The organism is Methylobacterium marchantiae (assembly GCF_042679825.1).
Lineage (GTDB): Bacteria > Pseudomonadota > Alphaproteobacteria > Rhizobiales > Beijerinckiaceae > Methylobacterium > Methylobacterium marchantiae.
This window is the reverse complement of record NZ_JBHTND010000021.1, coordinates 1-26,996: the sequence shown is the minus strand read 5'-3', so window position 1 is coordinate 26,996 and position 26,996 is coordinate 1. Positions and strand designations below refer to the sequence as shown.

General features: G+C 68.4%; 28 protein-coding genes and 2 pseudogenes. 10 read left to right on the top strand and 20 right to left on the bottom strand.

The window, feature by feature from the left end:
* The first annotated feature begins 32 nt into the window (after positions 1-32).
* The gene (locus ACFQ4G_RS15310) at positions 33-212 is read left to right on the top strand and encodes a hypothetical protein (RefSeq protein WP_238205653.1); all 180 of its coding nucleotides are present in this window, start codon (positions 33-35) and stop codon (positions 210-212) included.
* The gene (locus tag ACFQ4G_RS15305) at positions 202-615 is read left to right on the top strand and encodes a hypothetical protein (protein ID WP_238205651.1); all 414 of its coding nucleotides are present in this window, start codon (positions 202-204) and stop codon (positions 613-615) included. Before ACFQ4G_RS15310 ends, ACFQ4G_RS15305 begins: the two co-directional genes overlap by 11 nt.
* On the opposite strand, the gene ACFQ4G_RS15300 is transcribed toward ACFQ4G_RS15305, so the two are convergent.
* The 5 genes from ACFQ4G_RS15300 to ACFQ4G_RS15280 all read right to left on the bottom strand — a co-directional run bounded on the left by ACFQ4G_RS15300 (position 567) and on the right by ACFQ4G_RS15280 (position 7,365).
* Positions 567-2,264 (bottom strand): ABC transporter ATP-binding protein, encoded by a 1,698-nt coding sequence (locus ACFQ4G_RS15300; protein WP_238205649.1) that lies wholly within the window; start codon positions 2,262-2,264, stop codon positions 567-569. The two genes, ACFQ4G_RS15305 and ACFQ4G_RS15300, sit on opposite strands and share 49 nt — an antisense overlap.
* Positions 2,261-3,688 carry a M20 family metallopeptidase gene (locus ACFQ4G_RS15295; protein WP_238205647.1) on the bottom strand — a complete coding sequence of 476 codons (1,428 nt, stop codon included), beginning with the start codon at positions 3,686-3,688 and terminating at the stop codon, positions 2,261-2,263. Before ACFQ4G_RS15295 ends, ACFQ4G_RS15300 begins: the two co-directional genes overlap by 4 nt.
* Before the next feature lie 94 nt (positions 3,689-3,782).
* The gene (locus ACFQ4G_RS15290; RefSeq protein ID WP_238205645.1) at positions 3,783-4,736 is read right to left on the bottom strand and encodes an ABC transporter permease; all 954 of its coding nucleotides are present in this window, start codon (positions 4,734-4,736) and stop codon (positions 3,783-3,785) included.
* Entirely contained in the window at positions 4,733-5,647 is a 915-nt protein-coding gene (locus ACFQ4G_RS15285; RefSeq protein ID WP_238205644.1) for an ABC transporter permease, read from the bottom strand. The genes ACFQ4G_RS15290 and ACFQ4G_RS15285 overlap by 4 nt, the downstream gene beginning before the upstream one ends.
* 191 nt (positions 5,648-5,838) lie before the next feature.
* Entirely contained in the window at positions 5,839-7,365 is a 1,527-nt protein-coding gene (locus tag ACFQ4G_RS15280; protein WP_238205642.1) for an ABC transporter substrate-binding protein, read from the bottom strand.
* 178 nt (positions 7,366-7,543) lie between these two features.
* Here ACFQ4G_RS15280 and ACFQ4G_RS15275 point away from each other — a divergent pair, with 178 nt between their 5' ends.
* Positions 7,544-8,452 carry a LysR family transcriptional regulator gene (locus ACFQ4G_RS15275; RefSeq protein ID WP_238205640.1) on the top strand — a complete coding sequence of 303 codons (909 nt, stop codon included), beginning with the start codon at positions 7,544-7,546 and terminating at the stop codon, positions 8,450-8,452.
* A gap of 10 nt (positions 8,453-8,462) precedes the next feature.
* On the opposite strand, the gene ACFQ4G_RS15270 is transcribed toward ACFQ4G_RS15275, so the two are convergent.
* Positions 8,463-9,473: a 1-aminocyclopropane-1-carboxylate deaminase gene (locus ACFQ4G_RS15270; RefSeq protein ID WP_238205638.1), complete on the bottom strand. Its 1,011-nt coding sequence runs from the start codon at positions 9,471-9,473 to the stop codon at positions 8,463-8,465.
* A gap of 158 nt (positions 9,474-9,631) precedes the next feature.
* Between ACFQ4G_RS15270 and ACFQ4G_RS15265 the strand changes: the two genes are divergently transcribed.
* Both ACFQ4G_RS15265 and ACFQ4G_RS15260 read left to right on the top strand, forming a co-directional pair.
* Positions 9,632-10,096, top strand: coding sequence for an Lrp/AsnC family transcriptional regulator (locus tag ACFQ4G_RS15265; RefSeq protein WP_238205636.1), 465 nt, complete (start codon positions 9,632-9,634; stop codon positions 10,094-10,096).
* Positions 10,097-10,192: 96 nt separating this feature from the next.
* A complete protein-coding gene (locus ACFQ4G_RS15260; RefSeq protein WP_238205633.1) occupies positions 10,193-11,482 on the top strand; it encodes a D-serine ammonia-lyase in 1,290 nt (429 codons plus the stop codon).
* A gap of 62 nt (positions 11,483-11,544) precedes the next feature.
* On the opposite strand, the gene ACFQ4G_RS15255 is transcribed toward ACFQ4G_RS15260, so the two are convergent.
* From ACFQ4G_RS15255 to ACFQ4G_RS15245, 3 genes are all read right to left on the bottom strand, one after another.
* Complete coding sequence (locus tag ACFQ4G_RS15255; RefSeq protein ID WP_238205631.1) at positions 11,545-12,717, bottom strand: zinc-dependent alcohol dehydrogenase; 1,173 nt, start codon at positions 12,715-12,717, stop codon at positions 11,545-11,547.
* Between the two features lie 535 nt (positions 12,718-13,252).
* Positions 13,253-14,338 (bottom strand): tlde1 domain-containing protein, encoded by a 1,086-nt coding sequence (locus ACFQ4G_RS15250; RefSeq protein WP_238205630.1) that lies wholly within the window; start codon positions 14,336-14,338, stop codon positions 13,253-13,255.
* A 367-nt stretch (positions 14,339-14,705) separates the two neighbouring features.
* The gene (locus ACFQ4G_RS15245) at positions 14,706-15,008 is read right to left on the bottom strand and encodes a hypothetical protein (protein WP_238205628.1); all 303 of its coding nucleotides are present in this window, start codon (positions 15,006-15,008) and stop codon (positions 14,706-14,708) included.
* A 260-nt stretch (positions 15,009-15,268) separates the two neighbouring features.
* Here ACFQ4G_RS15245 and ACFQ4G_RS15240 point away from each other — a divergent pair, with 260 nt between their 5' ends.
* Positions 15,269-16,258: an Ldh family oxidoreductase gene (locus ACFQ4G_RS15240; RefSeq protein ID WP_238205626.1), complete on the top strand. Its 990-nt coding sequence runs from the start codon at positions 15,269-15,271 to the stop codon at positions 16,256-16,258.
* A 102-nt stretch (positions 16,259-16,360) separates the two neighbouring features.
* Complete coding sequence (locus ACFQ4G_RS15235) at positions 16,361-17,590, top strand: App1 family protein (protein WP_238205624.1); 1,230 nt, start codon at positions 16,361-16,363, stop codon at positions 17,588-17,590.
* A 28-nt stretch (positions 17,591-17,618) separates the two neighbouring features.
* Here the strand turns inward: ACFQ4G_RS15235 and ACFQ4G_RS15230 are convergent, their stop codons facing one another.
* The 10 genes from ACFQ4G_RS15230 to mdcA form a co-directional block, all read right to left on the bottom strand.
* Positions 17,619-17,912, bottom strand: a complete 294-nt coding sequence (locus ACFQ4G_RS15230) for a hypothetical protein (RefSeq protein WP_238205622.1) — start codon at positions 17,910-17,912, stop codon at positions 17,619-17,621.
* Positions 17,913-17,999: 87 nt separating this feature from the next.
* Positions 18,000-18,449, bottom strand: a complete 450-nt coding sequence (locus ACFQ4G_RS15225; protein WP_238205620.1) for a GNAT family N-acetyltransferase — start codon at positions 18,447-18,449, stop codon at positions 18,000-18,002.
* 260 nt (positions 18,450-18,709) lie between these two features.
* Positions 18,710-18,961, bottom strand: a complete 252-nt coding sequence (locus tag ACFQ4G_RS15220; protein WP_238205618.1) for a hypothetical protein — start codon at positions 18,959-18,961, stop codon at positions 18,710-18,712.
* 87 nt (positions 18,962-19,048) lie between these two features.
* On the bottom strand, positions 19,049-20,002 hold the full coding sequence (locus ACFQ4G_RS15215) for an acyl transferase (RefSeq protein WP_238205616.1): 954 nt from the start codon (positions 20,000-20,002) through the stop codon (positions 19,049-19,051).
* Positions 19,999-20,817, bottom strand: coding sequence for a triphosphoribosyl-dephospho-CoA synthase MdcB (gene mdcB, locus ACFQ4G_RS15210; protein ID WP_238205783.1), 819 nt, complete (start codon positions 20,815-20,817; stop codon positions 19,999-20,001). Before mdcB ends, ACFQ4G_RS15215 begins: the two co-directional genes overlap by 4 nt.
* 56 nt (positions 20,818-20,873) lie before the next feature.
* Positions 20,874-21,545, bottom strand: coding sequence for a malonate decarboxylase holo-[acyl-carrier-protein] synthase (gene mdcG / locus ACFQ4G_RS15205; RefSeq protein WP_238205613.1), 672 nt, complete (start codon positions 21,543-21,545; stop codon positions 20,874-20,876).
* Entirely contained in the window at positions 21,538-22,254 is a 717-nt protein-coding gene (gene mdcE / locus ACFQ4G_RS15200; RefSeq protein WP_238205611.1) for a biotin-independent malonate decarboxylase subunit gamma, read from the bottom strand. The genes mdcG and mdcE overlap by 8 nt, the downstream gene beginning before the upstream one ends.
* Positions 22,241-23,173 carry a biotin-independent malonate decarboxylase subunit beta gene (locus ACFQ4G_RS15195; protein ID WP_238205609.1) on the bottom strand — a complete coding sequence of 311 codons (933 nt, stop codon included), beginning with the start codon at positions 23,171-23,173 and terminating at the stop codon, positions 22,241-22,243. Before ACFQ4G_RS15195 ends, mdcE begins: the two co-directional genes overlap by 14 nt.
* Positions 23,173-23,484, bottom strand: coding sequence for a malonate decarboxylase acyl carrier protein (mdcC, locus tag ACFQ4G_RS15190; protein WP_238205600.1), 312 nt, complete (start codon positions 23,482-23,484; stop codon positions 23,173-23,175). Before mdcC ends, ACFQ4G_RS15195 begins: the two co-directional genes overlap by 1 nt.
* 14 nt (positions 23,485-23,498) lie before the next feature.
* On the bottom strand, positions 23,499-25,145 hold the full coding sequence (gene mdcA / locus ACFQ4G_RS15185; RefSeq protein WP_238205598.1) for a malonate decarboxylase subunit alpha: 1,647 nt from the start codon (positions 25,143-25,145) through the stop codon (positions 23,499-23,501).
* Positions 25,146-25,385: 240 nt separating this feature from the next.
* Here mdcA and ACFQ4G_RS15180 point away from each other — a divergent pair.
* The 3 genes and pseudogenes from ACFQ4G_RS15180 to ACFQ4G_RS15170 all read left to right on the top strand — a co-directional run.
* Positions 25,386-25,484, top strand: a pseudogene (locus tag ACFQ4G_RS15180) (malonate transporter subunit MadL); the annotation flags it as partial.
* Positions 25,481-25,759 (top strand): annotated as a pseudogene (locus ACFQ4G_RS15175) (malonate transporter subunit MadM); the annotation flags it as partial. The pseudogenes ACFQ4G_RS15180 and ACFQ4G_RS15175, both read left to right, overlap by 4 nt.
* A 154-nt stretch (positions 25,760-25,913) precedes the next feature.
* Positions 25,914-26,582, top strand: a complete 669-nt coding sequence (locus ACFQ4G_RS15170) for a GntR family transcriptional regulator (protein WP_238205596.1) — start codon at positions 25,914-25,916, stop codon at positions 26,580-26,582.
* A gap of 4 nt (positions 26,583-26,586) precedes the next feature.
* Here the strand turns inward: ACFQ4G_RS15170 and ACFQ4G_RS15165 are convergent.
* A partial coding sequence (locus tag ACFQ4G_RS15165; protein ID WP_379040506.1) for a methyl-accepting chemotaxis protein occupies positions 26,587-26,996 on the bottom strand: 410 nt, incomplete at its 5' end.

Here is a 26,996-nt window from a genome sequence, read left to right as displayed (position 1 = left end):
TCGATCGGGTAAGGCCCGTTTAAGTCCAGCGCATGCCTAAGCTCGAATCTCTCCTGGACCGTCTCAAAGCCCGCCAGCGCGCCCTGATCCTGGAGGCCGCGGAACACGACACGATGCCGGCCGACAGCACCCTGCGCCGCATCGCGGAGCTGGAGAATGCGATCGCCGCGGTCGAAGCCGTGCTCGACGAGACCCGGGCCGGTGCCCGTTAGACAGGCGAGGCCTCCCGCTTTCCTCGCCGGTGCCCTGATGGCGAGTGCCGCGGCTTCCCTCGGCGTCGTGTCATGCGGACATGCCGCGGCGGCACAGGAGGCATCGGCGGCTTCGGGCGATCTCGATTTCCTCGAACGCCGGTGGCACAAATGCGTGCGGCAGGCCTTCTCTGGACAGCCCGCCGGCATGGCGACCCATGCCGCGCAGAAGGCGGCTTTGGCCGAATGCAAGCCTCTTGAGAACGAGTACGTCTCGGCGATGCTGGTGGCCCAGGCCGCCGAGGCGGAAGCCCGGCGGCGGGGCAAGCAATCGATCGGGGCCAAGGCGAGGGGCTGGGCCTCCTCGCTCCTCTCCTATGTGGTTGAGCCTGTCAGTTCCTGGATCGACGCCTGGCGGAAATAAAAACCGGCCGGTGCCGGTCCTTCAGGCCAAGTCTCTCTGCAGGCCACGTCCCTCTGCAGGCCGGGGACGGCCGACAGAAGATCGCGGGTATAGGGATGCTCGGGCTGGCGGAACAGGTCGGCGGTCCGCCGCTGCTCCACGATCTCGCCGCGATGCATCACCGCGATCCGGTCGCAGATCTTGGCCGCGACGCGCAGGTCGTGCGTGATGAACAGCATCGCGAGGTTGAGGCGCTGCTTCAGATCCTCGAGAAGGTCGAGTACCTGCGCCTGCACCGAGACGTCGAGCGCCGAGACCGCCTCGTCGGCGACCAGCACGTCGGGCTCCATGGCGAGCGCCCGGGCGATGCCGATGCGCTGGCGCTGGCCACCCGAGAAGGCGTTGGGATAGCGCTCGGCGGCGCTCGGCGAGAGACCCACGAGGTCGAGGAGTTCCCGCGCCCGTGCACGCGCCTCGCGCGCCGGAATGCCATGGGCGATCGGCCCGGCGATGATGATCTGCTCCACCGTCCGGCGTGGGTTGAGAGATGCAAAGGGGTCCTGGAAGATCATCTGGATGCGCTTGCGTTCGCTGCGCAGGCGGTTCCCTCCGAGCGCGGTGTAATCCAGCGCGCCGAGGCGGATTGTGCCCCGGTCGGGATCGATCAGCCGGATCGCCAGGCGCGCCGTGGTGGATTTGCCCGAGCCCGATTCACCCACCAACCCCAGGGTCTCGCCGCGACGGACGTCGAACGCCACCTCCTTGACCGCGTGGACGATGCGCGGCGGCCCGAACAGGCCCCGGCGCGAGGTGTAGGTTTTCGTCAAGCCGATGGCCGAGAGGGCGATGGGCGCGCCCTCCCGTGATTCGCGCTCCGGGGGCACGATGCTCGGCACCGCCGCAAGGAGGGCCTTGGTATAGGGATGCTGCGGGTTCCGCAGGACATCGGCGGCAGAGCCCGATTCCACCAGCTTGCCGCGCTGGAGCACCGCCACATGGTCGGCGATGTCGGCCACGACCCCGAAATCGTGGGTGATGAACAGGACGCTCATGCCCCGGCGCCGCTGCAAATCGCGGATCAGTTTCAGGATCTGCGCCTGGGTGGTGACGTCGAGGGCCGTGGTCGGCTCGTCCGCGACCAGGATCGAGGGTTCGAGGGCGAGGGCCATGGCGATCATCGCACGCTGGCGCTGGCCGCCCGAGAGCTGGTGCGGGTAGGCGCGCACGATCTGCGCCGGATCGGGCAGGCCGACCTCGGCGGCGAGCGCGATGGCCTTGGCCTTCCGCTCGGGCTTGGTGAGGAGACCGTGTGCCTCGAACATCTCGGCGATCTGGTCGCCGATGCGCATCACCGGGTTGAGCGCCGTCATCGGCTCCTGGAACACCATGGCGATGCGGCGCCCGCGCAGGCTCCGCCAGTCGCGCTCGCCGAGAGCGAGGAGGTCGCGACCCTCGAACTCGATGCGCCCGCCCATCGGCGTCAGGGCGCGCGGGAGCAGACCGGTGAGGGCGTAGGCGCTCATCGACTTGCCGGAGCCCGATTCGCCGACCACGCAGAGAATCTTGCCCGGCATCAGGTCGAGGGAGAGGTCCTCCACCGCGTTGGGCCGGTCCGCGCCCTTCGGCAGCGCCAGGGTGAGGTTGCGGATGCGGATGACGGGCTCGCTCATGGTCGGGTCTCCCGTGTCGCGTTGCGTGCCGCCACGATGGCGGGACCGGTCTCGCCCAGGTCCCAGAACAGGCCGGCCATCAGGGCCAGCGCCTCGCGGCTCATCGGACCGAGCAGGTGCTCGTCCGGCCCGTGCTGGAGGCAGGCCGGGTAGGAATGCGGCACCCACAGGGTCGGCAGGCCGAGGATCTCGGAGAAGGCGTCGTTGGGCAGCGAACCGCCGAGATTGGGCAGCAAAGCCGGGCGCTTGCCGGTGCTGGCCTCGATCGAGGCGAGCGCCCAGCCGACCCAGGCATCCTCGACGGGAAGCCGGGTGGCGCGGAACACTTCGGAGCGGGCGGCACGGACCTCGACCATCGGGAAACCGTGAGCGTCGAGATGGGCGCGGACGGCCGGGATCAGGCCTTCCCAATCGGTGCCGACGACGAAGCGCAATTGCAGCGTCGCCTTGGCGTGGGGCGGCACGGCGTTGAGCGGACCGTCCGGGTCGCCGGTCTTGAAGGCGAGGACTTCCAGGGTGTTCCAGCCGAACACGCGCTCGGCAGCGGATAGGCCGGGCTCGCCCCAATCCTCATCGATCTTCGGCGCGGTGGGGTCGGTGCCCACGGCGATGTCGGCGAGCGCCTGCCGTACACCCTCGGGGATCGCGGGCGGCCGCAGGGCATCGAGAAGGATCTTGCCGCGCCCGTCCACCAGGGTCGCGATGGCGTTGGCGAGCACCGTGCCGGGGTTGCGCAGGAGGCCACCCCAATTGCCGGAATGGTGGCTGCCCTCGCGCAGGTTCACGACGAGCTCGAACGTGTAGCCGCCGCGCGAGCCGAGGAAGATCGTGGGGCGCTCCGCGCTCACCCGTGGCCCGTCCGAGGCGATGAGGACGTCGGCGGCGAGCGCCCCGGCTTCCGACCGGCAGAGATCGCGCAGGCCCGGCGAACCGGATTCCTCGCCCATCTCGATGAGGAGCCTGGTGTTGAAGCCGAGGCGACCACCCTTCGCCGTCATCACAGCCTCGAGCGCGCCGAGATTGATGACGTGCTGGCCCTTGTTGTCGGCGGTACCGCGGCCGTACCAGCGGTCGCCCTCGACGACGATCGTCCACGGGTCGAGGCCGGCGCGCCATTGTTCGGGATAGCCGCGCACGGTGTCGCCGTGGCCGTAGATCAGCACGGTGGGAAGGTCGGCGCCCTCGTGCCGCTCGGCGATGAGGAAGGGGCCGTGCTCGCCGTCGGGATTGTCGAGGATGCTGCTCGTGAAGCCCAGCGGCGCGATCGCGGGCACGAGGAAATCGCCGAGATAGGCGTGGAGCTGCGGGACCTGGCTCTCGGTCTGGCTCTCGGTCCGCCGTCCGACGGCATCCTGCAGGGCGGCGAGGAAACCGCCCTCGTCGTAATGGCGGGTCGCCAGGGCGATGGCATCGTGTCGGGACATGGATCCGCTCGGGTTGGTTGGCAGGGCCGCGCGCGGCGCGAGGGCCCGGACAGGGGACTCTGGTCTTCGGAAAATGCGGGCGCGAACGAGGCGCCTAGCGCCGCCCCTCCGGGGCCGTGACGTCCCGCAGGCCGTCGCCCAGGAGGTTGATGGCCAGCACGAGGACGAGGAGCGCGACACCCGGGATGGTGATGACCCAGGGCTGGAAGAACATGTACGGCTTGCCCTCGGCGATCATCAGCCCCCAGGAGGGCAGGGGCGGCTGGACGCCGAGACCGAGGAACGACAGGGCCGCCTCCAGCAGGATCGCGTGCGCCATCTCCAGCGTCGCCACGACGATGAGGGCGTTGAAGATGTTGGGCAGGATTTCCTGGAAGAGGATCCGCGCATTCGAGAAGCCGGCGGCCCGGGCCGCCGCGACGAAGTCCTGATCGCGGATCTGCCGGGTCGCGGCCCGCGTGACCACGGCGAAGCGATCCCACAGCAGCAGCCCCAGCACGAGCACCACGACCTTCAGCGAGCCGCCGACCAGGGAGGCCATGGCGAACGCCACCAGCACCACCGGCATGGCGAGGCGCGTAGTCACGACGTAGCTCACGAGCGCATCGACCTTGCCGCCGAAATAGCCGGCGCAGATGCCGAGCACGGTGCCGATCAGGCCGGAGATGCAGGCCGCCGCGATCCCGATGAGCAGCGAGATCTGGCTGCCGTAGATCAGACGGCTGAGATAGTCGCGCCCGAGCTTGTCGGTGCCGAGCACGTGGTCCCAGCTGCCCTTCGCGTTCCAGATCGGCGGGATCAGACGGCGCGAGACATCCTGGGCATAGGGATCGTGCGGCGCGATCAGGGGAGCGGCCAGAGCGGCGAGGACGATCACTCCGAGGATCACGGCCCCGATCATGAAGCCGCCATGGTGGAGGCCGCGCCGGAGGGCGAGGGCGGTGGGCGAGCGGGCGGCCGGGAGGGGCGCCTGCGGTTCGGCCGGCACGGTCACCGGCGTCTCGGGCAGTCCGGCACTGAGCGGGGATGCGGATGGCTGGAGGGTCATTGGCGCAGCCGGGGATCGAGGAAGGCGTTGAGGAGGTCGGCGGCCAACGTCAGGGCGATGTAGATCATCGCCAGGACCAGCACGATCGCCTGCACCACGGGGAAGTCGTTGCGAGCGATGGATTCCCAGGCGAGCTGGCCGAGCCCCTGGAGCGAGAACACCGCCTCGATCACGATGGAGCCGCCGAGCATGAAGCCGAACTGCACGGCGGCCAGCGCGATCACCGGGATCACGGCGTTGCGGAGCGCATGCCGGATCAGGATTTTTCGCGGAGGCAGGCCCTTGGCACGGGCGGTGCGGACGTAGTCCGAGGCCAGCACCTCCAACATGCCGTTGCGGGTGAGCCGCATCACGGCGGGCATGGCGTAGTAGCCGAGCGCGACGGCCGGCAGCACGAAGTGCTTCCAGGTCGTATTGCCCGACACCGGCAGCCAGCGCAGGTTGACCGAGAAGACCATGATCAGGGTCAGGCCGAACCAGAAGCTCGGCATCGCCTGGCCCAGCACCGAGACCGACAGGGCGAGCCGGTCGATCCAGGTGTCGCGCTTCACCGCCGCGAGCACGCCGAGGGGAATCGCCACAAAGAGAGCGACGGCGAGAGCCACCACGCCGAGGAACAGGGTGATCGGCATGCGGGAGGCCAGCAGGTCGACCACACTTTCCCGGAAGTAGAACGAATTTCCGAAATCGAGATGCAGGGCCTTCCACGCCCAGGCGGTGAACTGGGCCAGGAGCGGCTGGTTCAGCCCGTACTGGATCCGGATCGCCTCGATCTGGGTGGAGGTCGCCTCGGGACCCGCGATGGCGGTGGCGAGATCGCCGGAGAGGTGCAGCAGCAGGAAACTCGCCACCGACACCGTCACGGCGACCGCGACCGCCACCAGACTTCGTTGGATCATGAACCTGAGCATGGGCCGTAGTCCTCGTTCGGTTGGGCCAGTCGCGACGCGGCCCTCCTCCCCTTGTGGGGAGGAGTTGGAGGTGGGGGTCGCTCCGCCAGCCTCAGCCGAGTGAGGGTCGCCCAACCACCCCCACTCCCAACCTCTCCCCACGAGGGGGAGAGGGACGCGGTCTGCTGACAGAGCCGGCGCCTTTGGAACCCTTACTTCCAGCTCGCCGCGTAGAAGCGCGGCAGCTCGTCGGGCTGTGCCGTGAAGGCGAGGTCGGAGGTGAAGGCGTAGTTGGTGGAGTAGGAGAACATCGGCAGGATGTAGGCCTGGGCCGCGATGCGCTTGAGCGCCTCGGCGTACTTCACCTTGCGCATAGCGGGATCGGTGGCGCCGTCGCCCGCCTGCAGGGCGGCGATGGTCTCGGGATCCTTGGTCAGGTCTTCGTCGCCGCCCTTGAGATAGACGCCGGTGAAGGCGGAGACGTCGAGCACCGAGAACGAGCCCCAGGTCTGGAAGGCGATGGAGACCTTGCCGCCGCGGATCATGTCGCGCAGGGCCGCGTAGCGCAGGTAGTTGAGCCGGGCGGTGATCCCCACCGCGCGCAGGTAGCCGATCACGGCTTCCGCATAGTCGCGCTCGCGATAGGCGCCGAGATCGATCTCGAACCCGTTGGGGTAGCCGGCTTCCTTGAGCAGCGCCTTGGCCTTGGCCGGGTCGTAGGCGTAGCGCGGCACGCCCTCGTCGGTGCAGCCGAACTGATCGATGAAGCAGGCGGAGTTCATGACGCGGCTTCCGCCGCGAACCAGATTGTCGACCATCGCCTTGCGGTCGATGGCGTAGGAGATCGCCTGGCGGACGCGGGGATCCTTGAGGGGCGAGTTCTCCCTGGCGCGACCGAGAGTGTCGAATTGCAGGAAGCCGACGCGCATGGTCTCGGCACTGAGCACGGAGACGTTGGGGGCCGCATTCAACTGGTCGGCCTGATCGCTCGGCACCCGCCAGATCCAGTCGATGCCGCCGGTGACGAGCTCGGCCATGCGGCTGTCGGCATCGGGGATGACGCGGAACTCGAGCTTGCCGATCTTCGGCTGGCCGATGGGGCTGCCCGGCCAGTACGTGGCGTTGCGCTCCATCTTCACGCCGCGCCCGTTATCGACACTGACGATGCGGTAGGGGCCGGTGCCGATGGGGGCCTTGGCGAAACCATCGAGGCCCACCTTCCTGAAATAGGCGGCCGGGAAGATCGGCATCGGGCCGGCGAGGTATTCGAGCGCCGCCGGAAAAGCGGTCTTCAGGTGGATGCGGACCGTCCTGGCGTCCACGACTTCCGTCGACTTCATCCAGTCGACGTTCTGCTTCGTCACCGTGCGCGCCTCGGGCGTCAGCACGTAGTTGAAGGTGAAGGCCACGTCCTCGGGACCGAACACGTCGCCGTTATGGAAGGTCACCCCTTCGCGCAGGGTCAGTTCGAGGGTGGTCGGATCGACCCATTTCCAGGCGGTGGCCAGCATGGGCTGATACGCGCCGGTCTTCGGGTCGCGGTAGAGCAGCGTGTCCCAGACGTTGCGCGCCAGGATGACGCCCTCTCGGGCGCTGTTGTGATACGGGCTGACGTTCTCAGGCTCCGTATCCGAGGCATAGACCAGAGTATCGTCGGCCTTGCCGGCCAGGGCCGGCACGACGAACGTCGTCAGCAGGAGAACGAGCGCGACGCCTGCCGCGGGAACCTGTCTCGCCATGATCTGCACCCTTTCGGCTGAGCGGCACCGCGACGGACATTCCCGCTCCGCACTGCCGCTTTTTTCGTCGTGCCATGATGTTGTGCATTTTGCATCGCAACAAGTAGAATTTATCGAAGTTTGCCGTGCCGTTTCGGCAATGATAGCGGCGCCCGGTTTCGGGCTCGGGAGACCGACCATGCAGATGTCCGGCCTGCGCTACTTCCTCGCCGTCGCCCGGACGGGTTCGATCGCCGCCGCATCGACCCAGTTGAACGTCGCGGCCTCTGCGATCAGCCGCCAGATCGCCAATCTCGAAGCGGAGCTCGATTGCGTCCTGTTCGAGCGCCGTCCCCGCGGCATGGTCCTGAGCCCAGCGGGGGAACTTCTGGCCCAGCATGCGCGGCAGACGCTGGTGCGGGCCGAGCAGGTGGCGGCCGAGATCCAGGAACTGCAGGGGTTGGCGCGCGGCTTCATCCGCATCGCCACGGCGGAAGGGTTCGCCCTCGACCTACTGCCGAACGCCATCGCGGAATTCCACGCGCGCTACCCGGGCATCCGATTCGAGATCCGGGTCCTGCCGCCGGCACAGGTGACGCAGGTGGTGGCGGCGGGCGACGCCGATATCGGCGTCACCTTCGCGCTGGCACCGACGAACCTCGTCACCGTGATCTACGACACGACGGTCGAGATGGTGGCGCTGGCAGCCCCCGACCATCCGCTGGCCGGCAGGGCCTCGATCCGGATCGGCGAGCTACAGGCCTATCCGATCGCGATGCCGCCCCTCGACACCACGGCGCGTCTCGTGTTCGACGCGGCCTGCCGGGCGGAGGGCATCCTCATCGAGCCGACGCTCACCTCCAACATCCTCACCGCGCTCCTCCCGTTCGTGCGGCGGACGAAGGGGATCGCGCTGATGTCGGCCCTCTCGGTGCAGACACCCGTGCGGCTCGGCGAACTGGTCTGCATCCCGGTCCAGTCGCTGGCGAGCCTACGGCGCGGCATCCAGGTGCAGCTGATGCGGGACCGAAAACTGCCGCACGCGGCCGAAGCGTTCCTGCGCCAGCTCGTGGCCGCCCTGCCGCCGGTGGGGACCGGCGGCGCGTGAGCGTCCCCGCTCAGCCGTTCCGAAAGGTGTAGCTGTAGCCGTTCAGGGCCGGTGCGCCGCCGAGATGGGCGTAGAGCACCTTCGAACCCTTCGGGAAGAAGCCCTTGCGGGTGAGATCGATCATGCCCTGCATCGACTTCCCCTCGTAGACCGGGTCGGTAATCATGGCCTCCAGCCGCGCCGAGAGGCGGATCGCCTCGATCGTCTCCTTCGAGGGCACGCCGTAGACCGGGTAGGCGTAATCCTCGTTGAGGACGACGTCGTCGGCGGTGATCTCGGGGGCGCCGATGAGGGCGGCCGTCTTCTGCGCGATGTCGAGCACCTGCGCCTTGGTCTGGGCCGGGGTGCAGGACGCATCGATGCCGATGACGTTGCGGGCGCGCCCGTCGGCGGCGAAGCCCACCACCATGCCCGCATGGGTGGAGCCGGTGACGGTGCAGACGACGATGTAGTCGAAATGCACGCCCATCTCGGCCTCCTGCGCGCGGACCTCCTCGGCGAAGCCCACATAGCCGAGACCGCCGAACTTGTGCACCGAGGCGCCGGCGGGAATCGCGTAGGGCTTCCCGCCCTTGGCCTTCACATCCTCCAGGGCCGCCTTCCAGCTCTCGCGGATGCCGATGTCGAAGCCGTCATCCACGAGCTGCGTCTCGGCGCCCATGATGCGGGACAAGAGGATGTTGCCGACCCGGTCGTAGACCGCATCCTCGTGCGGCACCCAGGCTTCCTGGATCAGCCGGCACTTCATCCCGATCTTGGCGGCCACCGCCGCGACCATGCGGGTATGGTTGGACTGCACGCCGCCGATGGAGACCAGCGTGTCGGCTCCGCTCGCGATGGCATCGGGCACGATGTATTCGAGCTTGCGCAGCTTGTTGCCGCCATAGGCGAGGCCGGAATTGCAGTCCTCGCGCTTGGCATAGATCTCGACATCGCCGCCGAGATGGGCGGTCAGGCGCGACAGCTTCTCGATCGGGCTCGGGCCGAAGGTGAGGGGATAGCGCTCGAATTTCGACAGCATGGAAAGGGCGTCCTCGATCTGATGAGGACCGAACGCTAGCAAACGACGCGCGAAAGGTGCTCTCGAATATCCGAGAATTTTAACACTCTTGTCTTGCATTATTCCTGAAAATCCGCCCATCTCATCCGCAAATGTGCTTGAATTTGAATGCTTCTTCCATGTCGCCATCGCTCGACCGGATCGACCTGAAGATCCTGCGTCTGCTCCAGGCCGACGGGCGGATGAACAATGCCGAGATCGCCAAGCGGGTGAATACGAGTGCCGCCACCTGCCACCGCCGCACGCAGCGCCTGTTCGACGAGGGCTATATCAGCGGCGTCCATGCGCAGATCGCGCCGGAGAAGGTCGGGCGGGGCTCCCTCGTCATCGTCGGGGTCGTGCTCGACCGCTCGACGCCGGAGAGCTTCGCCGCCTTCGAGGCCGCGGCCCAGGCGATGCCGACCATGCTCGACTGCCATCTGGTCGCCGGCGATTTCGATTATTTCCTCAAGATCCGCGTGCGCGACATGGCGGATTTCAACCGGCTCCACAGCAACACCTTGATCGCGCTGCCGGGAGTGCGCCAGACACGGACCTTCTTCGTCATGAAGGAAGTCGTCGACAACGCACCGATGGATCTGTGACGACGGGGCCTTGCGGTCGGCTCCGCCATCGGTCCATCGAGCGCCGCACGATCGTCCGGGCGATCCGGGTCACGAGAGACGAAAGGGCGCCCGAGCATGGATAGCGAGACCACGGATTCAGAGACCTCGCCCGCCAATTCCCTCGACGCCATTCCCGCCGGCGTCCGGGAGGGACGGCCGACCGTCTGGCTCAATCCCCATATCGAGCCGGCCGCCGAGATCCTGCCGACGCTCGCCTTGTCCCTGGCCGATGTGGAAGCGGCCGAGGCGCGCTGGCGCCGCTTCGACCCGCTGCTGCGCCACCTTTTCGACGATCTCGAAACCGGGCGCATCGACTCTGCCCTGATACCGCTGACCGATGCGGTCGCTCGGACCATTTCCGGCCCGAACGGCGGTGCGGTCTGGGTCAAGGCCGATCACGATCTGCCGGTCACGGGCTGCATCAAGGCGCGCGGCGGCGTCTACGAGGTGCTGGTCCATGCCGAGCGGCTCGGCCTGGAGACGGGCCTGCTGCGGCCGGGGGATTCCTATACCCGTCTCGCCGGGGCGGAGGCGCGGGAGATGTTCGGTGCCCATACCGTGGCGGTGGGCAGCACCGGCAATCTCGGCTTCAGCGTCGGCGTGATGGCGCGGGCGCTGGGCTTCGCGGTCGAAATCCACATGTCCCACGACGCCAAGGCCTGGAAGAAGCAGCGCCTGCGGGACCTCGGCGCCCGCGTGGTCGAGCATCAGGGCGATTACGGCAGCGCGGTCGCCGCAGCGCGCGTCGCTTTCGAGGGCCGGGCCGACGCGCATTTCGTCGACGACGAGAGCTCCGTCGACCTGTTCCTCGGCTATGCGGCGGCGGCCTTCGACCTGCGGCGCCAGATCGAAGCGGCCGGCATCCAAATCGATGCCGAGCACCCGCTCTGCGTCTTCCTGCCCTGCGGCGTCGGCGGTGCGCCCGGAGGCGTCACCTTCGGCCTGAAACTGCTGTTCGGCGACGCGCTACGCTGCATCTTCGTGGAGCCGGTGGCCTCGCCCTGCATGCTGGTGCAACTCGCCGCCGGCCTGTCACGCCCCGTCGACGTCTACGAGATCGGCCTCGACAACCGCACCGCCGCGGACGGGCTGGCGGTCGCGGGCGCCTCGATGCTGGTGGCGGAAACCGTAGGCTCCCTCATCGAGGCGGTGGTGACCGTGGCGGATGCCGACCTGTTCGTCTGGATGAAGCGCCTCTGGTCGGATCCGGGGCTGCGGCTCGAACCCTCCGCGGCGGCGGGGTTCGCCGCCGTCCGACCCTATCTCGCCGCGGCCGGAACCGGGCAGGCGACACATGTAGTCTGGACCACCGGTGGCGCACTGCTGCCCGAGGCCGAGTTCCAGGCTGCCCTCGCGCGCGGCTAGCGCAGCAGGAAGGACCCGTCGTTCGGATATGGCCCCGGGCCACATCCGCCTCGTCGGCTTGGTCAGTTCGGGTGGAACACCACCTTCACGCAGCCGTCCTTCTTGTCGCGGAAGGTCTTGTAGAGCTCCGGACCGTCGGCGAGGTCGGTGGAGCGATGGGTGATCATGGAGGTCATGTCGATCTTGCCCTCCTGGATCAGCCTCGTCAGCGTCTCGAGATAGCGCTTCACGTGGGTCTGGCCGCTCTTCAGGGTCAGGCCCTTCTGTACGATCGATCCCATGTTCACCGGGATCGGGCCGCCATAGACGCCGGGCACCGAGACGATCCCGCAGGGACGGACGGCCTTGATCGCCTCCATGAGGGCGTAGGGGCGCTGGGTCGAGGTGAGCTTCTCCTGGATCGTGTTGACGAGGCTGGCGACGCCGTGCCCGGCGCTGGCCTCCATGCCGACGCAGTCGATCACCCCGTCGGCACCTTCGCCCTTGCTGATCTCCTTGATCCGCTCGAACACGTCCTCTTGCATGAAATCGATGATGTCGGTGGCGCCGTATGTGCGGGCGAGGGCGAGGCGCTCGGGCACCGTGTCGATGGCGATGATGCGCTCGGCGCCCATGATCTTGGCGGATTGAATCGCGAACAGCCCCACCGGGCCGGCGCCCCAGACCGCGATGATCTCGCCGCCCTCGACCTCGCAATGCTCGGCACCCTGCCAGCCGGTGGGCAGGATGTCGGTGAGGAACAGGAGCGACTCGTCGTCGACGCCTTCGGGTGCCAGCATCGGTGCCACGTCGGCCATCGGGACGCGCACGTATTCCGCCTGCCCGCCACCGTAGCCACCGGTGAGGTGCGAATACCCGAACAGACCCGCCGTCGTGTAGCCGAACTGCGCGGCCGCCATCTCGGCGTTGCGGTTCGAGCGCTGGCAGACGGACCAGTTGCCGAGCTTGCACTGACGGCACTCGCCGCAATTGATGTTGAAGGGCACGACGATCCGGTCGCCCTTCTTGAACTTCGTGAAACCCTGGCCGACCTCGACCACCTCGCCCATGAACTCGTGACCGAGAACGTCACCACTCTCCATGGTCGGCATCTGGCCGTCCATGAGATGGAGATCCGAACCACAGATGGCGCAGGACGTGACCTTGATGATGACGTCGCGCGCATCCTCGATCCGGGGATCGGGTACCGTATCGCAGCGGATGTCACCCTTGCCGTGCCAGCACAATGCTTTCATCGCGCGCTCTCGAAACCGAAATGCCAGGACGATCCCCAGAAGCGCGTGACGCACCAGGGCAGCGGGGCCGAACCCTTTCGCCGAGGGCTCCAAGCGAAAACACCGGCCGAGTCCATGAGTTCCCGAATGCTGAGCGCATCGCCTCAAGCAAAACTTAGCTTGAGCTTATCATAAATCGATCGGGGCCGATCAACACAAGCTAATCATCTGTGATAATCACCGTATGGAACATAAGTTATTTTCGGACTTTGCATTAAGGTCTGGAACCTATGCGATTTTTTGAGCGTCGAAACCTGTGATGTCCAGGGCGAATCGGAGCGACACCATGGGCGCGTCATTCCGAGCGCGACTCTCGATCCATCCCTGACAGCGGCGTGATCCTCCGGAGGGAATTTCGCCCGATGCACCGTCCTGCATGGCCTCAACGAAGGAAGCGGAGGATGACGTCACGGGACATGACGGCCCGTATCGACGAATGCCGTCGGAGCGCCGAATCCTGCCGGGCGATGGCGGCCCGACGCAGGCCAGGAGACGATCAGCGGCCGAACAGCTTCGCCGTGAGCGAGGCCGGCGCATCGCCCTTGTAGCCGGCCACCACCACCAGGCGCCTCACCTCGCCGCGCAGGTAGGCCTGCAGGAAGCGATTGTAATCCCTGAACACCACGCAGCCGTTCGAGGCGCCGCTCGGGCCGAGCATGTAGGTATGGGCCAGGATTCCGTCGCGGCCGTGGATCGCGGCGCTGCCGCCCTGGGGGGTGAGTCGCAAGGCCCGCACGCCGTGGAACAGGGCTTCGCGCTCGGTGAGATCGTAGGTGCCGGGCGGGGTCGCGCCACGCATCCGGACGTGGACGAGGCGAGGGTTGTCCATGTGCTGGCCGAGGCCGGAATGGGCCTCCAGCAGCTCGCCGCTCGGCAGCGTCACCGTGCTCGCGCTGATGTCGTAGATCGCGGTCCCGCCGCCGGCATTGGAGGGCACGCGATCGAGAACGCGCCGCTGGGACGAGTCGATGGCATCCGTATCGGCGGATGCATAGGCGAGGGCGGGAGTCTGGTCCGGAGTCCGGCGGCCGAACACCGTCTCGAAGAACGAGCGCTCGGCCTCGGCGTTCTGCCGGGCAGCGACAACCGTCCGCGACGAAGGCCGGCGCAGGGCGAGGCGAGGCTCTTGGCGGGACAAGGGCTTCAGGTCGAGCGGGCGCGGCACCGGTGCGGGCATCGGCTGAACGAGGCGGGCGGTCTGCCGGAAGGGCGTCGTTGTGGGAGCGGGATCGGTCGAGACGATTCCGACCGCTGCGGGGGTAGACGGCGCGGTCGCCGGCTCGAATGCCGCGACCCGCATCGGCTCAGAAGCGGCAGCGCTCCATTCCGGCGTCCGCGCGCCCATGGCGGGGGAGGGGTCGAGCATCCAGGCATAGGTGCCGGTTGCGGCGGAAGCGGGAGCCTCGGGCGCTGCAGGTCGGCTCGCGAGCTGGGGCAGGGCGGCGGGAACCGGTGCCTCCAATCCGGTCAGCCGCGGAAATGTCGCGACGAACAGCGCGACGATGGCGGTCTTCAGCAGGACTCGGCTGCGCGGGCGGCGACGGTGGGAGCGGCGGCGATAGGAGGGCGCATCGTCGATCATGCGGGCTGTACTCGGATACGCGTGCCCTGCCCGCGCGGCCGTCATGAGGCCTCGCTCGAACTCCGGAAGAGCTTCGAGAGAACCGCACAGATCGGATTTGCCGTTTAGGGAACCATCAACTTTGATCGATCCCATTCAGCGTGAACTTGGTTAATCGCCGATAAACCGCCAGAACGATTTTTGTTCGGATAGTCGGCGTACGTCTTCGGCCTGCAAACCGGTCGCAGAAATCCAATCTCGACGCCGCCGTCCTCCACGCCGTGTCCTGCGGGAACTGTGCACGAAAAACCCCGCGAGCCTGACGGCGCGCGGGGCGGTATCGTCGACGAGCGGCTCTCACTCGGCGAGGCGAGAGCTTCGCACCACCTTACTTCCCGCTGGGGGCGGCTCCGCTGCCGGTGGCGGCGTTACCGCTGTTCGAACCGGCCGGCGCACCCGGCGTCGCGTTCGAGGGAACGTCGCGCGACATGGTGGAACCGGTGGAATTCACGCCGGTGCCCGTCGACGAGCCGCCCATGCGCTCCATTCCCTTCTCGCTGTTGCTTTTCACGCTGCCCGGGCTGTTCATGTTGCCCTCCGCGCTGCCGCCGCCTGCGGCGGTCTGGGCGAAGGCCGAACCGCCAACGGAGACAGCGAGTGCGGCGGCGACAGCCAATGTCTTGATCTGCATAATATGTTTCCTCACGTCCTATCGGTTTGACTCAACAACGTTGAACGACGCGCATGGTTCATCGAAAGATCGATCCGATGATTTTTATGCGAGAATACCTGACATAAGCGGATCGATGACAATGGCTCAGCTTGTCACCTCGATGAATCGTCTTTGATGTTGCACTCGAAGAGCGTCGAAGTATGGCGCGACGAGCGACGTCCCGTCCGGACCGGACTTCTCCCTCGACACGTTGCCGAGAGCTGTGACAAAGCCAAGCCATGCCGATCCTTCGCCTCGACGCCGCCCATCGTCTCGCCGCCGACACCCTGATCCGTTGCGGAACTGCTCCCGCGAATGCGGAGAGCGTCGCCCGTGCCCTCGTGGGCGCGGAGGCCGACGGGCTGCGAACCCACGGGCTCATGCGGCTCCTCGCCTATGGCGAACAGGTGCGGGTGGGGAAGGTCGTCGGCGACGCCGTCGTCTCCTGCGAGCGGCCGAAGCCGGGCCTGCTCGCCGTCGATGCCGCCCATGGCTTCGCCTATCCGGCCCTCGACGCGGCGGTCGCGCTCCTGCCGGAGATCGCCCGCGAGCAGGGGATCGCCGCGGCCGCCATCCGCCGTTCGCATCATTGCGGGGCGGCGGGACGGCCGGTGGAAGCCCTGGCCGCGCACGGCCTCGTGGCGATCCTGTTCGCCAATGCCCCGGCCTCCATGGCGCCCTGGGGCGGAACGCGGCCGGTCTTCGGCACCAACCCGATCGCCTTCGCCTGCCCGCTGCCGGGAGACGAGCCGATCATCGTCGATCTTTCCCTTTCGAAAGTGGCGCGCGGCAACATCATCGCCGCCAAGCAACGCGGCGAGGCGATCCCCGAAGGCTGGGCGCTCGACGCGAAGGGCGATCCTACCACCGATCCCACGGCCGCGCTTGCCGGCACGATGGTGCCGCTGGGCGACGCCAAGGGCACGGCCCTGGCGCTCATGGTCGAGCTGCTCGCCGCCGGTCTCACCGGCGCGCGCTTTGCCGGGGAGGCCTCGTCCTTCCTCGATGCCGAAGGCGAGCCTCCCGCGACGGGACAGTTGATCCTCGCCATCGACGCCACTGCCTTTGCCGGCCACGCGCTCGAACGCTTCGCATTGCTGGCCCGGTCGATCGCGGAACAGGACGGCGCACGGCTGCCCGGCACGCGCCGTCTCGCCGCCCGTGCACGCGCCGCGGAGGAGGGGATCACCCTCTCCGATACGCTGCTGGCCGAGATCGAGCGCCTGTGAGGCCGTTCGTTCCGAGCGGCGCATGGCAACCTTCGGCCCCGCCAACGGCTTGACGGCGATCATGATCGTATCGCTTCGGGCCGCTCCAGGACTTTACCTCTCGTGACATCGTCTCCTTCGACCCCGACGCGGGCGACGCCGCGCTGGCGCAGGGCGTGCGGGCGCCTGCTGGCCCTTGCCGCCCGGCCCGTCCGCAGGGCGCAGGGCACGCGCGGGACGGTGGTCGAGGCCTATCGCGGCTACGGCTCCACCAAGGAGATCTTCCTGATCGGCAGGGTGTTCCGGCAGGCCCGCCCCGAGCGCGATACCAAGGCCGACGACATCGCCGCGGATCTGCGCGACATCGCCCGGCGCATCCGCCGCCGCAAGGTCGCCGGCGCGACCATCATCGCGCGGTTCGGCGGCGCGGAGACCGTCGCGATCACCGACCGCGACGGCTATTTCCGGATCAGCCTCAAACCGCCGGGCGTGCCCTCCGGCGAGGGGCCCTGGCACGATGTCGATCTCGAACTCGCGGCCGATCCGCCGGTCCAGGCGCGGGGGAGGGTGTTCATCCCACCCGATAGCCGCCGCTTCGTCGTCATCAGCGATATCGACGATACGATCATGCATACCGGCGTCGCCGACAAGCTGAAGATGCTGTGGCGGCTGTTCGTGGCGGATGCCGAGGACCGCGTCGCCTTCCCCGGAGCGGCGGCCCTGTGCCAGGCGCTGCATGCCGGTGCGACGGGCGACCAGTCGAACCCGATGCTCTACGTCTCGCGGGCGCCCTGGGGCATCTACGACATGCTCAGCGAATTCTTCCGGCAGCACGCGATTCCGGCGGGGCCGGTGCTGTTCCTGCGTGAATGGGGTCTCTCCTGGCACCATCCGCTGCCGCGCCGGGCCGAGGACCACAAGCGAGACCTGATCCGCCACATGCTCGCGCTCTACGACGACCTGCCCTTCGTGCTCATCGGTGACAGCGGCCAGCACGACCCCGAGGTCTATGCCAAGATCGTGGCCGAGAATCCCGGCCGGGTGCTGGCGGTCTATATCCGCAACGTCTCGCGCGACCAGAGCCGCGCCGTCGAGATCGAGCGCCTGTCGCAGGCGATCCTTCAGGCGGGCAGCAGCCTCGTCCTGGCAGCCGATACCGCCGTGATGGCCGATCACGCCCTCTCGCTCGGCCTGATCGGCACGGAGGGAGCGACCGCGATCCTGGAAGAATGCGGCCCCCGTGACGTGCCGGATTCGGTCGAGCCGATCATCATCCAGACCGGGGCCGGGGCTCACCTGCCCGAACTCGACGACGCACCCATGGCGCCAGCGTCACGCGATCGCGACGGGTGATATACCGGCCGGAGCCCGTTCTGGCCAATCAGTATCCGTAGCCGTAATAGCCTCGACGCGAGGGCCGGTAACCGTACTCGTCGGACCCGTAATACGGGCGGGGAGCGACGTAGCGCCGTCCATAGGTCCGCAGATACGGGTCGAGGCGGGGATCACGGTAGTTGCCGTTGTTCACGCCGGCCGAGCGGTCATTGCCGCTGAGGGCCGAATAGGGCGACAGCCCGTCGCCTCCGCCGCCGCTGCCGCCACGCGCCTGGGCGGCACCGGCGAGGCCGAGGATCAGTCCCGATGCGAGCGCGGCGCGAATGAGAGTCCCGGTCATGCTGGTCTCCTCGATCAATGCTGAAACGAGCCATCGATGAGAGAAGAATGACCTCGCCAAGCCGGCGGTTCCCATCCCGGCGGAGACTCAGCTTCTCTTGCGCAGCGGCCGGGCCAGGAGCGACCCCACCGGCTCGAACCCGGTACTGTCGCAGAAGGCCTGCATGGCCTCCTCATCGGGCGAGGCGGCGAGTTCGAGGGTCGCGCACCCCGCCGACCTGGCGGCCTGCGAGGCGGCCTTAACGAGCAGGCGGCCTATCCCGCGGCGGCGCTCGTCGGGACCGACGAGGAGGGTGGTGATCTGGGCCACCGGCTGGGCCGCCATCGGCGACCGATACCAGTGCAGGACGACGAGACCGCTCGGCGGTCCCCATTCGACGGCGATCAGGGCCGTACCGGTCGCCGAGCGCAGGGCATCCAGCCGTTCGGCCAGATCGCTCGCGGCGACGGAATGCCCGGATGCATGAAGCAGGGCGGCGACGCCCGCAGCGTCGGCGCCGGTCACGGCCCGGATTTCGAGCCCATAACGGCTTGCCAAACACGTCTCCGCCGGATGTCGCTCCGACATCCATAGCCCATCGGCCCGGAACGTGGACACCCCGCCTCGAACCAGCTGTCGCGGAACATCGGCAGGGCGAAGGCGGAGGGGACAGCGAACCATCGGCACGCTGCCCCATCCGCCCGCCGCGCCTCGCTTGGGGGCAATCGGTGCGCGGCCTTCGTTTCTCACGCCGCTACGTTTCTACAATATGTCCGGTGGCGCCCCATCTGTCCGAGCGGCCCGCTCGACCCTGGAGATCAGCGGTCGCAGCCGATGCAGATGTCGCGAACCACCCGAGGTCTCGTCGGCCCGGTCCGCTGGTTCGGAAGCTCGCCTCCGAAAGCGTGGCGCTGGGGCCTCGGCGGAGGCTCGGGATACTTCGCGGGCTCGGCCGGAACGGGATTCGTCTGAGGCAAGGGCGGGGTGAGCGCCATGTTCTGCGCCGAGCCGGGGCCAGCCGACGAAAGGACGGCGATCAGGATGCCGGCACCGTAGGACCGTCTCGACATGCTCAAGCCTCCGTCTGCCACACAACGCATGCACGGGGGACGAGGTTCACCGGGGAAGCCCGCCGGGCGAGGAAAGCTCTTCGCCGATCAGCATCGGTCCTCACTGCCGATGCCCCGAAGCCAGTCCTCGATTCCGGCCAGGGAGCGGAAATCGGCGACCGCGTGGATGCCCGCGTCCGGCAGCGCCTCACGCGCCATGGTCGTCAGCGCATGGCCGGGACCGAGTTCGAGGACGGCCCGCGCCCCGGCCTCTCGGATGCCGTCGAGACAGGCCGCCCAATCGATGGTCCGCGACAATGCGGCGGCGAGCTTGTCGAGCCCCTTCCCTGCATCGAAGACCGAGGCACCGTCGAGACCACTGAGGAGTCGCGGCGGCGGGAGCGATCCCTCACGCACCGGGGTCAGGATGTCGGCCCGCGCCAGTTCTTCGCGAAATCGTGGGCTCGCCGCCGCCAGCAGCGGCGTATGCGAGGGCGTATGGACCGGCAGCACCACGGCACGCGCCGCCCCCGAGGCGAGGGCGTTGCCGCACAGGTTTTCCAGATCGACCACAGCGCCACCAGCGACCACACTATCGGCGGCGTTGACGATGGCGAGGTGGCATCCGTGCTCCTCGATCATCGTCGTCACGCGCTCACGAGTCAGGCCGCGCAGTCCGACGAGCCCGTAACCCGGTCCGGCCACCGCATCCATCGCCTCGGCCCGCGCGGCCGCGAGGTGAAGGATCGTCGAGGGAGAGAACCGGCCGGCGCAGCCCCAGGCCGCCAGATCGCCGATGCTGTAGCCGGCCAGCACGACGCGGCCGGGCCTCATCTCGCGAAGGACGGTCCAGGCGGCGAGGCCGGCGACGCAGCACAGGATCTGGCCGGCGCGGTTCTCGTGCAGGGCCGGACCGCCGGTGCGGGCGAGGTCGCGGGGGTCGGCGCCCAGCAACGGTCTCGCCGCCTCGAAGACGTCCTGCGCCGGCGGATGGTCGGCCGTGAGGTCGAACATGCCGGGATGCTGGCCGCCCTGGCCCGAAAGCAGGACAGCGAGGGTCATCGTGACGTCTCCAGGGCGTCGACGAACAGCGTCATCGCGAGGAGATCGGCACTGCCGCCGGGGCTGAGGCGACGGGCGACGAACGAGCGGTGGATCGCCTCCGCACGCGCCAGCCAATCGTCCCGCGCGACGCCACCCTCGGTGAGGAATCCGGCGGCCGAGGCGCGGGCCCAGTCATATCCCTCCTCGCCGCCGCGATGGAGCAGGTTGGTGTCCTCCAGATACGCGATCAGAGCGAAGCACGCTTCCACGCGCGCGGCCTCCCCGTCGCACGGCCGGATCCGCCGTGCCCGATGCAGGGCGGGAAGCCCGATCGCGTAGAGAATCGGAAAACCGGCAGCCGCCTCGGCCGGGGCACCGCCGACGCCGTAGCGCCGCCGTGCCACCGCCCCCGGCGCGTGGAGCAGGACGGGGCCGGCCAGGATCGCATCGCCGTAGCACTCGCGGACGTGGCGCCCGAGCGCTCCCGCCTTGAGGCCGCCGGTGCCGTCGGAAAGGGCGCCTGCGGCGGCAGCGAGGAGGCCGAGGCCGAAAATGGCACCGCGATGGGTGTTCACCCCGCCCGTCGCCCGCCGCATCGCCGCCTCGGCCTCGATGCCGATCCGGCGCAGGGCCGACATCCCGGCACCGTCGGCTCCGGCACGAGCGAGGTCGGCGAAATAGGGCGCCAGGGCCACCGCGCTCGCGCGAAAAGTGCCGGCATCCATGTCGGAATGGCTGCCGCTATCCACGTGGCTGACGAGACCGGGCTTGGGATAGGTCTCGACTTCGAGTCTCAGGGCCTCGACGGCGAGGCCGGAGACACGATCCGCCATCCGGTCGACGAAGAACGAAGCCCGTTCGTTCGATCCATGAGGTCGGGCGAGGGCGATCATGAGGATGCCTCCGACAGGAAATGGCCCGCGGGACGCAGGGTGAGGCTCTCGCGCGCCTTGCACAGGATGGTCCCGTCCGCAGGCGCGTCCAGAAGCTCGCGCCAGTTGATGCCGGTCCCGTCGGGCAGGAGGATGTCGCCGTCGATGCGCATCGTTGCACCCGCCTCGATCCGTGCGAGGGACTGCAGGAACGGGCGATCGACGCGGCCCGTCGCCAGCCAGAGGAGATCGAGGTCCGAGCCGGGCCCGAGATAGGGGAGGTCGGTCAGCGCCTGCCAAAGGAGACTTCCGAATACGCGCGGCACGGAGCCGTGCTCGCTGCCGAGGGCGAGCAGGGCTTCGAGGCTCGGTCGCCATGCCGGTGGAGCGGTCTCTCGCGCCTGTTCGAGCGTGACCGGCGGATGACGGCTCACGGCGGCGGGCGACAGGGTGAACCCGATCCTTCGTTTGCCGGCGGAGGGCGGCAGCGGCAGGCCGACGGGGATGCCGTCCGAAGACTCCCCGTGGTCACGACGGCGGACGATGACCGGCCACCCGACGCGCGCCCAATCGGCGAGGTGCGGGACATTGTCGAGGTCGCGCCGCACGGCGAGGCAGGCGGCCCAGGCCTCCGGATCCACGCGGAGAAGATCGTGGCGGGCGAGACCGGCCGCCTCCTGGTCAGTCACCGGTGGCGGCCCGGACCACCCGCGCGGCGATGTCGTGAGCCACGAGCCGGCCGCCGCGCGACCGCCCGAGATCGTCGCGACCATCCTTCCGGGAACTCCCGGCGATCAGGGCCTCGATCTGGGGACCCAGCGGTCGTGCCGGATCGAGCACCGCATGGACCGCACCGGCCGCGACCATGTTGTCGAGGCCGGGCGCGAAGACGGAGGTGGATTTCGCCATCTCCTCCAGGCGCTCGAGGGGCAGCTTGGTGACGCGCGCCACGGAGGGCAGGTCCATCACGCTCGGATGGGCGCCGGGCAGGGCGGCGAGCACCCGCGTCGCCAGGGCCGTGGCGATGAAGGCGCCGGCCGCCGTGTGGCCGTAGACGAGGCCGATGGTGGGATGGCCGCTCGCATCGGCGAGGAGCAGTGCCTTGGCGAGATGGGCGAGATACTCGTTGAGGCCCAGAAGCTCGTCGCGGCGGCTCATGCGCTGACTGTCGGAATCGATGGCTACGAGGATCGGCGTATCGCCGCCCCGGCGCACCACATCGAGCACGCGCCCGGCGAGCAGGCAGGCCCCCTCGATCCCGAGCGGAGTGTTCCCGTCGATCCCGACCACCGCGAGACGGCCCGTCCCGAGCGGGCCGTCGCCGCCGATCAGCCCATCGGTCACCGCGACGCCGTGCCCTCCGGGGAACAGCGAGTGAAGGATCTCAGCGAGCGTCACGGGGCGCCTCCGGCAGGCGGACGAGAAGGGCGTCGAACGTCTCCGTGTCCAGGCCCGGCACGGCGGCAGGGTCGTTCAAACCGAGGCGGCCCCAGATCTCGGTGGCGTCCCGGGCATCGCCGAACCGGTCGAGGCGGGTTTCGAGGCGGGCCTGTTCTGCCTCCAAGGTGGCGAGGTCGAAGGCGGGAGCCCTGCCGATCTGGTCGAGTGCCGCGTCGCGGAACGCCCGGATCGTGTCGTCCGCGAAGGCGTCGGCTCCCCCGATCAGCCGCCGGTGCTTGCCGCCCATGGTGCGCCACACCAGGGCCCGGTCGCGGGAATCGAATTCCTCCGCGCCCCTGTTGGTCTCGATCACTTCCGGTCCGGAGACGCTGATGCGCCCGACTTCCGAGACCACGAGTCGCGAACAGGTGCCGGCGATGAGGCCGCCGCCGCCGTAACAGCCGGCACGGCCACCGATCAGCCCGACCACCGGCACACCCGCCATGCGCGCTTCGACGATGGCGCGCATGATCTCGGCGATGGCGGTCTCGCCGGCATTGGCTTCCTGCAGGCGGACGCCGCCGGTATCGAACAGGATCAGCACCGCCGCCGGCTTCGCCACGAGGGCCGCGCGCAGCAGGCCGACGAGCTTGGCGCCGTGGATCTCGCCGAAGGCCCCCCCCATGAAGCGGCCCTCCTGGGCGGCCACGAGGACGATCGATCCATCGAGGCGACCGCGTCCGACGACGATGCCGTCGTCGAAGGCGCGCGGCAGGTCGAAGGCGGGCAGGTGCGGGCTCATCACCCGCTGTTCGGGGCCGATGAACTCCTCGAACGTGCCGGGATCGACGAGGCCGTCGAGGCGCGCGCGGGCGCTGGCCTCGTACCAGCTCTGGTCGAGGGGATCCGCCGAGAGGGAGACGGGAACCATCGCCATCACACGGCCTCCATCAGGCGGGTACCCTGGAGCAGGCGCAGGGTGACGGTATCGGGCCGGGCCCCGCCGTCATTGATGGTGATGCGCAGCCCGCCGGGCTGGCGCCGTGCCACGAAGTCGGAGATGACGGCCTCCCAGACGTCGCCGTAGCCGTTGATCGCGGTATCGATCTCGACGGTGCATTGGTCCGGCGCGAGGCTGCGCTCCATCAGCACTTCGAGGTTGCCCGAGGCGACCACGCCGGTGATCGCCTGGGCCTTCGTGCCGGCGAGCGATCGGTTCGTGGTGTGGCGGAAGGTCAGCTTTTCCATGGGACGGCGCTCCCTCACCAGTTCCGGAACTTGGCCGGCGGCTCGTAGAGCCCGCCCGACCAGTGCACGAGGTCCTTGATCGACCGCGCCGCCAGCAGCGAACGGTCGGCGTCGAGGGGATCGATGCCGAGATCCTCCGGCCGTCGGATGATGCCGCGAGACCGCAGCGTCTCGACCATGGCGTGATCGCGCCCGCGTCCGATATCGGTATAGCCGGCGACTCCGCGGATCGCCTGCTCACGCTCGTCCAGCGTCCGGCACAGGAGCAGGTTGGCGATGCCCTCTTCGGTGACGATGTGGGTCACGTCGTCGGCGTAGACCATCACCGGAGCCAGTTCGAGATCGAGCTTGCGCGCCAGTTCGAGGGCGTCGAGCCTCTCGACGAAGGCCGGGACCAGCTTGTCGCCGAAGGTCTCGACCAGTTGGACCACGAGCTTGCGCCCCCTTCGCAGGGCGGGATCGCCCGTGCCGCCGGCCTCCTCGCCGGCCTTCATCCAGGGATCGGAGGGGTGGCGCCGTCCATGTGGATCCGAGCCCATGTTCGGCGCGCCGCCGAACCCCGCCACCCGGTTGGCGGTGACGGTGGAGGAATTGCCCTGGAGATCGATCTGAAGGGTCGAGCCGATGAACAGGTCGCAGGCATAGAGCCCCGCCGTCTGGCAGAAGGCGCGGTTGGATCGGAGCGAGCCGTCGGAACCGGTGAAGAACACGTCCGGCCGCTCTCGGATGTAGCGATCCATCCCGACCTCGGAGCCGAAGCAGTGGATCTGCTCGACCCAGCCCGATTCGATGGCGGGAATCAGGCTCGGATGCGGGTTGAGCGCCCAATGGGTGGCGATCCGGCCCTTCAGGCCGAGCCGCTCGGCGAAGGTCGGCAGCAGCAATTCGATCGCCGCCGTGCCGAAGCCGATGCCGTGGTTGAGGCGGCGGATGCCGTATTCCGCATAGATGCCCTTGATCGCCATCATGGCCATCAGGATCTGCGTCTCGGTGACCGCCGCCGGGTCGCGGGTGAAGAGCGGCTCCACGTAGAACGGCCGGTCGGCCTCGACCACGAAATCCACCCGGTCACCCGGGATGTCGACCCGTGGCACCGTGTCGACGATCTCGTTCACCTGCGCGATCACGACGCCGTTCTTGAAGGCGGTCGCTTCCACCACGGTGGGCGTGTCCTCGGTGTTGGGACCGGTATAGAGATTGCCGTCGCGGTCCGCCGAGACGCCGGCGATCAAGGCGACGTTGGGCGTCAGGTCGATGAAGTAACGGGCGAAGAGCTCGAGATAGGTGTGCACCGCGCCGAGGGCGATCTGGCCGCCATAGAGCATCCGGGCGATGCGCGCGCCCTGCGGCCCCGAATACGAATAGTCCAGGCGCCGGGCGATCCCCTGCTCGAAGATGTCGAGATGCTCTGGCAGCACGACTCCCGACTGCACCATGTGCAGGTCGTGGACCCGCGCCGGATCGCAGGCGCTCAAGCCTCTGGCCAGGCAATCGGCCTGCTTCTGGTTGTCGCCTTCGAGACAGACCCGGTCGCCGGGCAGCAGCACCGCCTCGAGCAGATCGACGACCGACGCCGCGGCCACGACCTTGCCCTGCGCATGGGCGCGACCGCGCTCGATCCGCTCGTCCCTGGCACTCCGCTGCCTTCGCCAATCGGTCATCCGATCCGCCTTTCGTCGTCCGGGGCTCGCGTATGCGGAAGCCCGTGGAATCGCCCGGCTCCACATCCGCAGACCGTCGAATTGTAGGCCAGCGTATCCCGAATTACGCAAAAGTCAATTGAATGTATACTAAATCGAATGATCGCCGAATCAACAAATACGGGATAGAGAGGAAACCATGGTCTGGGAATACGCAGCGCGGGGCGACGCACCTTTCAACGAGAATCGAGGAGGAGTCGCATGACCATCTTCGGCGTCGCGCTCCTCGCGCTCTGCACCTTGATCGGGGTGTTCCTCGGCGTGAAGGCCAATGTCGGAGGCGTCGGCCTCGCAATGATTCGGCCGTCACGGCCCTGTCCATCGCCACCGGCGTCACCAAGGCGGTGATGGTGGGAACGCCCCTGGTGGCGCGGCTCATCGGCCTCGACAACCCTCGTTCCGCCATGGCCTTCGGCGGATTGATGGGCATCGTCAGCGGGGTCTCCGGGGGCTTGGCCGCCACCGATCCGAAGCTCGTGCCCTACGGCGCTCTCACCGCCACCTTCCATACCGGCATCGGCTGCCTCGGCGGTCCGTCGATCTTCTACTTGACCATCCGGGCCATCGTGGGATGACAAGACTTACAACCAAGTCTCAGCGACCCATGGTTCGGGATCCCTGAGGTCCGGCGGACGGCCGCCGCCGCGCAGTCGCGCGGGCAGGCCTCGACGAGTCACACTCTTCGAGGCCTCGTATGGGTGCGGTGTGGACGGGAAGGGGACGAAGACCATGGAGGGCATCGCCGAGGAGCGCGGGCTTCTCTCCGACCTGATCCGCAACGCCCTGACGGACGAGATCGCGGCCGGCACTCTGAGCGCCGGCACGGCCCTGGACGAGCAGGACCTCGCGGATCGCTTCGGCGCGTCGCGCACGCCGGTGCGGGAGGCGTTGCGGCAACTCGCCTTCAACGGGCTCGTGGAGCTGCGTCCGCGCCGGGGCGTCGTCGTCACCCGGATGACGCCGGAACGGATCATGGACATGTTCGAGGCCACCGCCGAGTTCGAGGCGATGTGCGTCCGGCTCGCCACCTATCGGATGACGCCGCTCGAGCGCAGCCATCTCATGGACCTGCATGCCCGATCGGAGGCGATGGTGGAGGCGGGCGACGTCGATGCCTACGACACGATGAACCGCAATTTCCACGAGGCGCTCTACGGCGCCACCCATAACGGCTTCCTGCTGGAACAGGCGCTCGCCCTGCGCACACGGCTGTCGGGATTTCGCCGCACGCAATTGCGCCAGGGCGAACGGGTCAGGATCTCGCGCGCCGAGCACGGCGAGATCCTGACCGCCATCGCAGAGGGCGACGGCGACGCCGCCGCACGCCGGATGCGCGCCCACATGCTCAACGCGGCGAGCGCCATCGGCCATTACATCGCCGAGCATGCCGGCGGGTGACGCCTCAGGCTGCGGCCTGCGACGCGATTCTGACCTTCTGGGTTGCGGTGTCGACCTCTTCGGTGGACCGGGCGATCTCGTCGAGGCTTCCGGTGATGAGGGAGACGCCGTTGGAGGCGGTCTGCATGCTGGAAGACATCTCGCGGGTGACGGCGGTCTGCTCCTCCACGGCGGCCGAGATGGCGCTGGCGACCTCGTTGAGGGTCATGATCGTGCTCTGGATCGAGGAGATCGCGCCCACTGCCTGCTGGGTCGCCTGCTGGGTCGAGAGGATCTGGGTGCTGATCTGCTCGGTGGCCTTCGAGGTCTGGGCGGCCAGCGCCTTGACCTCGGTGGCGACCACGGCGAAGCCCCGCCCCGCCTCGCCGGCCCGCGCCGCCTCGATGGTGGCGTTCAGCGCCAGCAGGTTGGTCT